This window comes from Lactobacillus xujianguonis (genome assembly GCF_004009905.1).
GTDB lineage: Bacteria > Bacillota > Bacilli > Lactobacillales > Lactobacillaceae > Lactobacillus > Lactobacillus xujianguonis.
The window spans coordinates 113,850-123,265 of record NZ_ML136871.1 but is presented as its reverse complement, the minus strand read 5'-3'; the positions used below and the strand labels follow the sequence as shown (position 1 = coordinate 123,265).

Annotated in this window: 17 protein-coding genes; 12 read left to right on the top strand and 5 right to left on the bottom strand. The window is 36.0% G+C overall.

The window, feature by feature from the left end; translation table 11 throughout:
• Positions 1–56 precede the first annotated feature (56 nt).
• Positions 57–905, top strand: a complete 849-nt coding sequence (dprA, locus tag EJK17_RS00655) for a DNA-processing protein DprA (protein WP_103661857.1) — start codon at positions 57–59, stop codon at positions 903–905.
• A 41-nt stretch (positions 906–946) separates the two neighbouring features.
• On the opposite strand, the gene EJK17_RS00650 is transcribed toward dprA, so the two are convergent.
• The 5 genes from EJK17_RS00650 to EJK17_RS00630 all read right to left on the bottom strand — a co-directional run bounded on the left by EJK17_RS00650 (position 947) and on the right by EJK17_RS00630 (position 3,826).
• Positions 947–1,696 carry a site-specific integrase gene (locus tag EJK17_RS00650; RefSeq protein ID WP_127796126.1) on the bottom strand — a complete coding sequence of 250 codons (750 nt, stop codon included), beginning with the start codon at positions 1,694–1,696 and terminating at the stop codon, positions 947–949.
• Positions 1,642–2,058, bottom strand: a complete 417-nt coding sequence (locus EJK17_RS00645) for an Arm DNA-binding domain-containing protein (protein ID WP_127796125.1) — start codon at positions 2,056–2,058, stop codon at positions 1,642–1,644. Before EJK17_RS00645 ends, EJK17_RS00650 begins: the two co-directional genes overlap by 55 nt.
• Positions 2,059–2,212: 154 nt before the next feature.
• Positions 2,213–2,827, bottom strand: coding sequence for a hypothetical protein (locus EJK17_RS00640; protein ID WP_127796124.1), 615 nt, complete (start codon positions 2,825–2,827; stop codon positions 2,213–2,215).
• 50 nt (positions 2,828–2,877) lie between these two features.
• Entirely contained in the window at positions 2,878–3,531 is a 654-nt protein-coding gene (locus tag EJK17_RS00635) for an ImmA/IrrE family metallo-endopeptidase (protein WP_127796123.1), read from the bottom strand.
• Entirely contained in the window at positions 3,509–3,826 is a 318-nt protein-coding gene (locus EJK17_RS00630) for a helix-turn-helix domain-containing protein (RefSeq protein ID WP_127796122.1), read from the bottom strand. Before EJK17_RS00630 ends, EJK17_RS00635 begins: the two co-directional genes overlap by 23 nt.
• Positions 3,827–4,085: 259 nt before the next feature.
• Here EJK17_RS00630 and EJK17_RS00625 point away from each other — a divergent pair, with 259 nt between their 5' ends.
• The 11 genes from EJK17_RS00625 to EJK17_RS00580 all read left to right on the top strand — a co-directional run bounded on the left by EJK17_RS00625 (position 4,086) and on the right by EJK17_RS00580 (position 9,391).
• Entirely contained in the window at positions 4,086–4,277 is a 192-nt protein-coding gene (locus EJK17_RS00625; RefSeq protein WP_127796121.1) for a helix-turn-helix domain-containing protein, read from the top strand.
• Between the two features lie 15 nt (positions 4,278–4,292).
• Complete coding sequence (locus tag EJK17_RS00620; RefSeq protein ID WP_127796120.1) at positions 4,293–5,051, top strand: BRO-N domain-containing protein; 759 nt, start codon at positions 4,293–4,295, stop codon at positions 5,049–5,051.
• 10 nt (positions 5,052–5,061) lie between these two features.
• On the top strand, positions 5,062–5,217 hold the full coding sequence (locus EJK17_RS11355; protein WP_168180692.1) for a hypothetical protein: 156 nt from the start codon (positions 5,062–5,064) through the stop codon (positions 5,215–5,217).
• Between the two features lie 98 nt (positions 5,218–5,315).
• Positions 5,316–5,648, top strand: coding sequence for a hypothetical protein (locus EJK17_RS00615; protein WP_127796119.1), 333 nt, complete (start codon positions 5,316–5,318; stop codon positions 5,646–5,648).
• The gene (locus tag EJK17_RS00610) at positions 5,638–5,916 is read left to right on the top strand and encodes a hypothetical protein (protein WP_103661864.1); all 279 of its coding nucleotides are present in this window, start codon (positions 5,638–5,640) and stop codon (positions 5,914–5,916) included. The genes EJK17_RS00615 and EJK17_RS00610 overlap by 11 nt, the downstream gene beginning before the upstream one ends.
• Positions 5,909–6,154: a hypothetical protein gene (locus EJK17_RS00605; RefSeq protein WP_103661865.1), complete on the top strand. Its 246-nt coding sequence runs from the start codon at positions 5,909–5,911 to the stop codon at positions 6,152–6,154. Before EJK17_RS00610 ends, EJK17_RS00605 begins: the two co-directional genes overlap by 8 nt.
• On the top strand, positions 6,154–6,867 hold the full coding sequence (locus EJK17_RS00600) for an AAA family ATPase (protein ID WP_127796118.1): 714 nt from the start codon (positions 6,154–6,156) through the stop codon (positions 6,865–6,867). Before EJK17_RS00605 ends, EJK17_RS00600 begins: the two co-directional genes overlap by 1 nt.
• Positions 6,864–7,187, top strand: a complete 324-nt coding sequence (locus EJK17_RS00595; protein WP_127796117.1) for a hypothetical protein — start codon at positions 6,864–6,866, stop codon at positions 7,185–7,187. Before EJK17_RS00600 ends, EJK17_RS00595 begins: the two co-directional genes overlap by 4 nt.
• Before the next feature lie 12 nt (positions 7,188–7,199).
• Positions 7,200–7,475, top strand: coding sequence for a hypothetical protein (locus EJK17_RS00590; RefSeq protein ID WP_127796116.1), 276 nt, complete (start codon positions 7,200–7,202; stop codon positions 7,473–7,475).
• Positions 7,476–8,819, top strand: coding sequence for a DEAD/DEAH box helicase (locus EJK17_RS00585; RefSeq protein WP_127796115.1), 1,344 nt, complete (start codon positions 7,476–7,478; stop codon positions 8,817–8,819).
• Between the two features lie 2 nt (positions 8,820–8,821).
• Positions 8,822–9,391, top strand: a complete 570-nt coding sequence (locus EJK17_RS00580) for a DUF669 domain-containing protein (protein ID WP_103661870.1) — start codon at positions 8,822–8,824, stop codon at positions 9,389–9,391.
• Positions 9,392–9,416: the final 25 nt, after the last annotated feature.

Sequence of the window (9,416 nt, the reverse complement as noted above, 5' to 3'; positions counted from 1 at the left end):
AAAAAATTTTTACGAAATCTCCATTTTTTGCGTATTTAACAAATGGAGGTTTTTAAATGAACAAAACAGATTTTTTACTTAAATTAAAATTGCAAAAGGGTATTGGTTACGTTAAGCTCTTGCAAATTGCAAGTCAGCTTGATGTAGAAGAGGTTGATAGTGCTGCTGTACAAAAGTTGGATTTACCTTTTAATTTAGCGGCCGCCGCCTTTAAGGCATTAAATGATGAGCAAGCTGATCAGACAGTGGCACGAATTAAAAAGCAATGTCAGGTAATTAGCTTCTTTAATCAGGAATATCCAGATAGATTACGTGAAATTTATCAACCACCGCTGATTTTATTTGCACGAGGCAATGTTTCTTTGTTAAAGAGCAAGATTGTAACGATTGTTGGTGCACGCTTAGCTAGTCATTATAGTCAAGAGGTGATTGACCGCTTAATGCCAAATTTGGTGGCAAGTAACTTAACCATCGCCAGCGGCTTAGCTAAAGGAGTCGATGGTTTTGCTCATCGTGCGTGTTTAAAAAATAATGGGCAGACAATTGCAGTTGTCGGTAACGGTTTAAATCACTATTATCCAAGTCAAAACCATGGACTGCAAGATCAAATAGTTGACAAAGGACTCATTATTAGTGAATACTTACCTGATACTCCGCCACGTCCATTTCGTTTCCCTCAACGCAATCGTATATTAGCGGGAATTAGTGATAGTGTGATTGTGACGGAAGCTAAAGAAAAATCAGGTTCCCTAATTACAGCTAATTTAGCTTTACAGGAAAATCGTAATGTTTATGCTGTTCCTGGTCCAATAACGAGTCCATTATCTGAGGGTCCTAACCGGCTAATTGAAGTGGGAGCAACACCAATTGTTGATTTTAAGCTTGAAACTGAAAATATTTTTTAGAAGAAAAATAAGTGTGTGGCACACAATGTGACACACACTTATTATATAAATTTTGAAAAATTATCTGTAATTAACTTAGTGTTTTCATGCTTTGACTCACTAATTAAATAACCATAAGTATTAAGAGTGGTTGTGATATTTGAGTGACCCATACGGTCTCTAATTTCATAAATACTAGCACCCCAATGAAGTAATAATGCTACATGAGCATGTCTTAGCATATGATTGGAAAAAGCATCAGTAGGAATATTTAACATTTTCATCATGCGAATAAGTTCATGATCAACGCTGTTCCTAGCAGGTGGTAATTTACGTTGAGAGACGCCAAATACATAATCAGTATGATTGACCTTAAGCTCTTTTAAAATGTCTAGAAGTTGAGAATTTACAGTAATAGTACGATATGAAGAAGGAGTTTTAGTAGGACCTAGATGATGTGAATCACTTTCATATTCATGATGTATATCGATTGTGGAAGTATCATAATGTAAGTTATGCCATTTCAGAGCCAGGCATTCTCCAATACGCATACCCGTTAAGATCATAGTTAAAATTACATAATCCGATATATTTCCTTTGAGATTAGTTGCATCTGCTTTTTGAGTAATTCTGCGTCTTGATTTTGCTAATTTAATTAGTCGCTCAATATCATCCACAGAGAGCATACGGACTTTATCTAAACGAGTTCGTTTAGTTGTACCTGTGATCGTGATTCGTTGAGTGAAATCACGATTAATTATACCATCATCAATTGCATTGTAGATAGCAGCATGATATTTTTTACGGAACATTTAGCATATCGTTGACCCATCCAATTCATAAACTGCTGCCAATCATCGTGAGTTATATCTTTCAATTTTGTTTGATGCCAATATTTTTTCAAAGGCATTAGTGCTGTATGATAGGTTTTCTTAGTACTTGGGCGCAATTTAGGTTCTTTAAACGTCTTATAAAAATGCCAATAGTAGTCAACTAAAACAGGATTAGATTTAACATCATAGCCTTTAACTAATTTAGCCTTAGTTTCAGCATACCAAGCACTTGCTTCCGATTTAGTTTTAAAACCGCCTTTGGATTTAGAGTGTCGTTTTTGAGTTTTATCGCGCCAATACAGACGTGCATACCAAACTTTACCACGTTTATAAATTGCCATTTTAATTTACCCCATATTTTTGCTAAAATAGGGTAGACGAAAGGCACCGATGCCAGTCGGTGCCTTTCGTCTATACTATTTAATTACATTTCAATATTAATTAGTGTTGTCCCACTTACCGTGCCAGCGGTAGGTGGGATTTTTTGTGTTTAAGTTAGTCGTCTTCTTCAGCTAAAATTTCAGAATCATCAGCACTCATAGTGCTTTCGATACCACCTAATTTGAATGTCTTAGTTGCTAACTTTTTAGATGGAAGATATGCATCATGATATGCTCTTACTACTATTTTTTGATGTTTATGTAGCTTTACAGGGACGTCATCATCAGAAAAAGCAAATTCAACATATTTATGTGGTCTCACATGACTAATACCATCATTACCTAATTCATCAAAATAATCAGTGGGCGCATCAGGAATAGGACCTTCAGGATCTAGATCGTGCCATGCATTTTTAGTTACTTGAAACATTTTGAAATGCTGATTAAAAAAGTCTAAAGGTGAAACATTATGTTTACTTCTGTTAGTAAAAATACCAGTAACAATAATTCTTGAATACTCATAATTACCATCGATGTCTAACATACGATAACCATAGACTTTACGAATCCACATATGGCCTTTTTTATTTCCATAAATAATGGAATGCTTATCTACATATGTATATTTGGTTGTTTTAACTTTAGCTTGTGCCATTTGAACATTAGATGACATTCCCAATGCTGTAACAGCAAACAAAGTTAAAAACAAGGTTAAAACTTTTTTCTTCAATTTTCTTTGTTCCTCCACATCTATATCAGGTTTAACGGCTCTGTGGACGATTAAGCAGATGGACTAATACGATGTGCCATCTGTAAAATTGTCATTTGTCTATTAATTCCTTTAATAAAAGGCTTACACATTTCATCATTTCTAGGAGTAAAGGGAAGACAATTGTAATTATTTATTGAATATCCAGCCACTTCCATACTTACGTTAAAGAGAATTGAAATATCACTCGTATTCAAAGTTTGTAAATCTGTAATTTCTAGTGCTTTACAAATAAATGGTTGAGGTACTAATAATCTTTTTGCAAAATAATTTGCTTCAGTTTCTTGTATTTTGTATAAATCATCTGGCGCATTTTCTAATAAATGACCCAAATAAATATGCCCTAGTTCATGTGCAAGCGTAAATCTAATCCTATGTTCGTTACGATTTTCATTAAATGCAATTACATATCTATTCTGAGTAGGATCAAAGAAAGTAGATCCTTCTTCACTATCTAGCATCTCTGCAATTTCATCATTAGAACTTTCAGTTAATACTGCTAAATTAGAATACGTTTCTAATTTAATGTTTGGGACGTTTTGAATTATATCTATTGGACTTATTGGAAAACTCATATTAAAAAAATAGGGATGTGTTTCCAAAATAGAATATGCAGTTTGTTGAACTTTTTTATAATTGGGCTTATTTATTTGTATCATTTCCATAGGCGTCTCCAAATGCTGCTTTCATAATATCTAACAACTTCTTTTGATTACTCCGATTCAATTTCTTAGCATTTCTTTGAATAGTTCTAAACTCCGGTGTTTCATCATCCTTTACCGTTAAATCATTCACGTCCACATGGAGAGCATCTGCAACTTTTTGTAATGAGCCAGTAGATAGATTGCTAGTTCTCCATCTGTAAATGCTATTTTCACCAATACCAGCTTTAGTTGCTACTTCTTTTATGCTTAGTCCATGTTCTTGGGCTATTTCTTTTATATTTTCATAAACACTCATAATACCGTCCTACCAATGCTTTGAAGTAAAAAATAAAATAAATATCAAAAACGATAGCATTTGTGCTTTACAACTATCAAAAATGGTAGTATTATTTAAATTGTCCTGAAGGAACAGGACAGCATAAATACTATTAAAACAATAATAAACTGCCTAGTTAAGAAATAATAACTTTATTCGCTTAGCCTTATTTCTTATACCTAGATAGTATCACTTTTGATAGTTACGTGCAACTTATTTTATCAATAGAGGTGAAATCATGTCTGAAAAAACAATTCAAACAATCAAGACCTTAGGGAAAATGCGGAATGAGGACTTGAAAGAAATTGGAAGAAAATCAGGTGTTGGCGAAAATGCCATTTATCGTTGGGAAAAGCATGAACCAAAGATCTCAACTTTAAAGAAAGTTGCCGATTACTTGGGAGTAGACTACAAAATCTTGCTTCCATAGAAAGGAGAAGTAACCATGACAAACGCAATTCAACTTTTTCAATTTGAGCAAAGCAATGTAAGAGCTTTGGAAATTGAAAATGAACCATGGTTTGTTGGTAAAGATGTCGCTGAAATTTTGGGCTATAAGAATTTATCAGCAACTTTGAGCCAGCATGTTGATAAAGAAGATCAAAAAGCCTTGAGCTACAAGGCTTACCGCGATTCATGCATAAGCCTTTGGACGGATAAAAATGACTTCAGTAACAAAATGGTCATCAATGAATCTGGCGTGTACTCATTGATTTTTGACAGCAAGATGCCAAATGCTAAGAAATTTAAACATTGGGTAACTTCTAGAGTACTTCCACAAATCAGAAAGACAGGTTCTTACATCCCCGATGAAAAGAAAAAACGTCTTTCAATTATGGAAGAAAATTCAAAAGTAAAGAAAGCTACTCTGCTTTACAAAATCGCAATGGCATCTGATGAAAGTGATTTAAAGCAAAATCTGTTAGCTAAAGCCGCAACAACTATTACTGGTGAAATGACCTTACCTGTAATGCAAGAAAAATACTACACAGCAAATGAGGTTGGTGAAAGCTTAAACATAACCGGCTGGAGAGTAGGACATGTTGCTAAAGCATTGGGGCTGAAGGCTGAACAACCTGGCCAAAATGAATATGGCAAATGGGTTAACAGTAAATCAGCTAGTTCGGATAAAGAAGTTCCGCAATGGCTTTATACAAATAAAGCTATTGAACGAATTAAGCGAGATAACTTCTTAGTTAAGTAGGAGGCAACACATGACAGGACGAGATATTGAGTGGAATCGTAAGCCGGTAACGGATCAAGAAAGCCGCTCAGAAAAAATCGGTTTAACACTGTTAGCAGTAATTATGCTTTTAGGTTTTAGCCTAATTTGCTATGACTTCTGGTCAGCGGTAGCAGAGTTGTTATAGGAGGAAAAATGAAGCTCAGTAAAAAAGACAAGAGACAAGTTATGGGCAACAACTCCAGTCGTCACTTACTCAGCAGAACTTGCTAGGAAGGACAAAAATTGGAAACAAAATCAGCTAAAGAAATGATGAGAGAGCGTCAATACATCAGACTTCAAAAAGAACGTGAAGAGTTTGAAGGTGAAGATTGCTTAACTGTCATTGATGAAACTAACCACGTTTGCGGTATTGGTTATCAACAGGAGTATGACACTTACTTGGAATTCATCCTTAGGAAGTTAGAAGATGCTCCAGATGATGTTGTAAAGCGTGGAGATTTTACAAACATTGTTGACGCTTATCACTATTTCTTGAGTAATTGCGATGACGATGAGGAATTAAAAGATTTCTTAATTGATTATTACGATGGTGAGGATATGCGCTATGGAAGATAAAGATATGACAAACTTCCAAGTTTGGATTACTGAAACTCAAAAAGATATCCAAGACTGGACAAATTGGCTTAGCTACCATTCACGAGTTAAAGGTAAGACCTGGGATGGAGCAGTGAGATGGCTTAAGAAAAATAAGCCAGATAACCCAACCAATTTCCATGCATCAGGTTCTGAAACTTTTACTGCAGTGTTACAAGCAATGTTTACTGATGCTCAAAACGATATCTATCAAAAAGCATTAAGAAAGAAGGCTGATATCGATGATTAATGAAGATGATTTTAAAGCAATGATTCATGACGAGGCTGCAGAAAAGTTTTCCAGTAAGTGGGAAATGCTTCCTTCAGACGGAGACATTAGACAAGCTTATCAAGCGGTCATGAACACATCAGAATTCAAGCATTTCAAAGAATTAATGATTGAAGAAAATGAAAAAGTCATTACTCGCAACGTCCTCCACAGTCTTGAGGGAGTGAGACAGATCATTAAGAGAGCAGGTGAGGAATAATGCCTGCTTTCAGTTGGGATAATGCACCTAAGGAAAACTACCGCTGGCTTGTTTACGGTGTGCCGGGTGTAGGTAAGACCACACTTAGTAAGTACTTGAAAGGTAAAACTTACCTCTTGAGTTTGGACAATTCTTTTAGAAGAATTCCATTTTGGCAAGGTAACAACGATATTTGGGTGATTGATCCAAATAAGCCAATTGAGGATGTAAACAAATTTAGTGAAGTATTTGATCCAGATCAGTACGACAACTTAGTGATTGATAACATCAGCAATTTACAGAAATTGTTCTTTGTTGAAAAAGCTAGAGAAACTAAGACCGGATTAGACAACAAGATTTCCGATTACGGTGAATGGAGTACTTATATCACACGGTTCATTGCTTATGCGTTTAAGTGGGATGTCAATATTCTAGTAACAGCTTGGGAAACACAAAACAAGATCACTGATCCAAGTGGTCAAGAGTTTATGCAGTACGGTCCAGATATTAGACCTAATCCAAGAGATTACTTAATGGGTAACTGCGATTTAGTTGGAAGGATGATTCAAAAAACACAATCTGGAGAACGTGGAATTATCTTACAAGGTTCTATAGATATTTATGCTAAGAATCGTCTAGATGATAGAAGAGGATGCAAAGCTAAGGACTTATTCAAGATAGAGAAGTCCGACTTAGACAAAGCAGTTGATTCGATTAAAAGAGGTAAATCATGAGTTACTGGATTAGCTTAGTTGATGCTGAACCGCCACATGATGAAATTTGGGAAGGCGTTCATTGTTCCTGGAATTATTCAAACATAATGGATCATCTTCCATGTGGTTGGGCTAGAGATTGGCAAGGCAAGCAAGCGCGTGACATGATCAAACCTATTTGGGCAAGTATGGCTTTCCTTACTTCTGATCCAAAAGACTTCAGGAAGTTTGAAGTAGATCATGAAAAAGGATTAGGCACCGTTGAGGTATGCAACTCAATTTTGAAAGAGTGCTTTGACGGTTTTAGTAAGTGTCCTGAAGGAATTATCAGGATAGATTAAGAGGCTAAAAAAATGGAAAAGAAACAAATGCTAGACAAGATTGAAGCTGCCAAAAAGGATATTGAAGAAAATGGTGCAACGGACATTTTGATTATTACCAAAGCGCCAGATGGAGCTAGATTCTACTGCGCTGCTGATCCTCTTATTGCATTAGGATTGGCTGATGTAGCCAAAATGAAGACTAAGAACACCTATCAAGATCTCATGAAAGGCAATGAGATGAGTCAAATGTTTCATGATCTTTTTAACGATTCACAGGATTCTCTTGATGATTCAGATGAGGATTAAATGCTTCAACTATTTGATTATCAACAAAAGTTAGTCAATCAGGCAAGAATTGAGCTGGCTAAGGGACATAAAGGAGTACTCATTGTAAGTCCACCTGGTTCTGGAAAGTCAGTTGTAATCAGTGAAATAGCCCGTTTAACCACACGTAAAAATGGCAGAGTTTTATTTTTCGTCCATAGACAAGAATTAGTTAAACAAATTCAAGAATCTTTTGTTCAACAAAATGTTGATATGAGTCGTTGTACAGTTATGACCGTTGGTAAAGTCGCAAATAGATTAAGAATACTTCCTAAACCAAATCTATTAATTGTGGACGAATCTCAACACTCACGGGCCAAAACTTATCGTAAGATTTTTGATTACTACTCTGATGTTCCAAGACTTGGTTTTACTGGAAGCCCGTGGCGGCTATCCGGTAAAGGCTTCAAAGACATTTATTCCGCTATGGTTCAAGGACCAACTACTAAGTGGTTAATTGAGCATCATAAACTTGCTCCATTTACCGTCTACGGCTACCAGCTAGGCGATAAAAATGTTCTTAAGCATAGTTCTACTGGTGACTACACAAAACAATCTATGGACGATTTTACGCACTCTATTATTCATGGTGATATTGTTAAATCTTGGCTTAAATTTGCCAAGAATCGTAAAACGATTGTCTATTGTCACTCAACTAGTTTTAGCAAAATTGTCGCTCAAGAATTTAGAGATGCTGGAATAAATGCCGTCCATGCTGACTCTCACACGCCCACACAGAAGAGAGAGGAGATCATGGATAGTTTTAAGCAAGGCAAAATAAAAGTGCTCTGTAACGTTGATTTGGTCTCTGAGGGCTTCAATGTGCCGGACTGTTCATGCGTTGTTTTACTAAGGCCAACGCAAAGCTTAGTAGTTTACTTACAGCAAGCCATGAGAGCCATGCGATATCAACCTAATAAACATGCTGTAATCATTGATCAAGTCGGCAATTTTGAGAGATTCGGTTTGCCTGATAGTGACTTTCACTGGTCGCTAGAAGATTGGGAGAAACATCCACGCAAAGAAGGAACTACTGCAGATGGGCCAGCAATTAAAACTTGTCCTGAATGTTTTGCGGTAATTGAAGCAAGTGATGTTACTTGCCCGTTATGTGGTCATGATTTCTCAGTTGAGATCAGAAAGTTGAAACAGAAGAAAGATCAAGAATTAAGAGCAATCAAAGCACAAAAATTTCATATTGATTTGATTGCAAAGAAAAAGGTTAGCGAACTAACCAGTTTTAAAGAATTAGCTATGTACGGAAAGGCACATCACTTTAAACCAGGATGGGCATGGCATGTAGCTAAACAGAAAGGATTTATTTAACAATGGGTTTTATTGACTTAAAAGAAAAAACAAACGACAAATCAAATTTGATTCCAAAAGGAATTTACGAAATGCAAATCAGTAAAGTTACTGGTGATGCAAGTAAGGGTGGTCACGAATACATGAAATTCGATTTCTTAATTCGTGATGATTTGGATAAAGTACCTGAACTTAAAGACACCAATGCTAAGGAACATGGCAGACACTACTTTGCTAATGTATGGACTGCTAAAGATCCTAACACCGGTCAAGATTCAGGTGAGTACAGCCAAGAGGATTTAGCAAATATCGCTGATGCAATTGGCTTAACTCAAGCACAAATTGACAAGTACATCAAAGGTAAAGATGACTTGATGAAAGCTTGTGAAGGCAAGTTTGTTAGAATTTACGTTTCACTTGGTGAGAACGAATATCAAGGTGAAAAACGTAAACAAAACAGTACTTTCACTAACTCATGGCATCCAACCAAGTATCCAAAGCAAGGTGCTAAGCCTGCAGCAGATGATCCATTCCAAGGTACGCGCGGTGATGCAAATGCCACTGAGTTAAGTGATGCGGATATTCCATTCTAATCATGAATATGCAAATAGAAATTAT

What these genes read in the sequence shown, in the direction of transcription:
- EJK17_RS00645 (WP_127796125.1), bottom strand. Translation starts at nt 2,058, where the DNA reads ATGGCAATTTATAAACGTGGTAAAGTTTGGTATGCACGTCTGTATTGG.
- dprA (WP_103661857.1), top strand. Translation starts at nt 57, where the DNA reads ATGAACAAAACAGATTTTTTACTTAAATTAAAATTGCAAAAGGGTATT.
- EJK17_RS00595 (WP_127796117.1), top strand. Translation starts at nt 6,864, where the DNA reads ATGAGTTACTGGATTAGCTTAGTTGATGCTGAACCGCCACATGATGAA.
- EJK17_RS00610 (WP_103661864.1), top strand. Translation starts at nt 5,638, where the DNA reads ATGGAAGATAAAGATATGACAAACTTCCAAGTTTGGATTACTGAAACT.
- EJK17_RS00620 (WP_127796120.1), top strand. Translation starts at nt 4,293, where the DNA reads ATGACAAACGCAATTCAACTTTTTCAATTTGAGCAAAGCAATGTAAGA.
- EJK17_RS11355 (WP_168180692.1), top strand. Translation starts at nt 5,062, where the DNA reads ATGACAGGACGAGATATTGAGTGGAATCGTAAGCCGGTAACGGATCAA.
- EJK17_RS00585 (WP_127796115.1), top strand. Translation starts at nt 7,476, where the DNA reads ATGCTTCAACTATTTGATTATCAACAAAAGTTAGTCAATCAGGCAAGA.
- EJK17_RS00605 (WP_103661865.1), top strand. Translation starts at nt 5,909, where the DNA reads ATGATTAATGAAGATGATTTTAAAGCAATGATTCATGACGAGGCTGCA.
- EJK17_RS00600 (WP_127796118.1), top strand. Translation starts at nt 6,154, where the DNA reads ATGCCTGCTTTCAGTTGGGATAATGCACCTAAGGAAAACTACCGCTGG.
- EJK17_RS00625 (WP_127796121.1), top strand. Translation starts at nt 4,086, where the DNA reads ATGTCTGAAAAAACAATTCAAACAATCAAGACCTTAGGGAAAATGCGG.
- EJK17_RS00650 (WP_127796126.1), bottom strand. Translation starts at nt 1,696, where the DNA reads ATGTTCCGTAAAAAATATCATGCTGCTATCTACAATGCAATTGATGAT.
- EJK17_RS00580 (WP_103661870.1), top strand. Translation starts at nt 8,822, where the DNA reads ATGGGTTTTATTGACTTAAAAGAAAAAACAAACGACAAATCAAATTTG.
- EJK17_RS00590 (WP_127796116.1), top strand. Translation starts at nt 7,200, where the DNA reads ATGGAAAAGAAACAAATGCTAGACAAGATTGAAGCTGCCAAAAAGGAT.
- EJK17_RS00630 (WP_127796122.1), bottom strand. Translation starts at nt 3,826, where the DNA reads ATGAGTGTTTATGAAAATATAAAAGAAATAGCCCAAGAACATGGACTA.
- EJK17_RS00635 (WP_127796123.1), bottom strand. Translation starts at nt 3,531, where the DNA reads ATGGAAATGATACAAATAAATAAGCCCAATTATAAAAAAGTTCAACAA.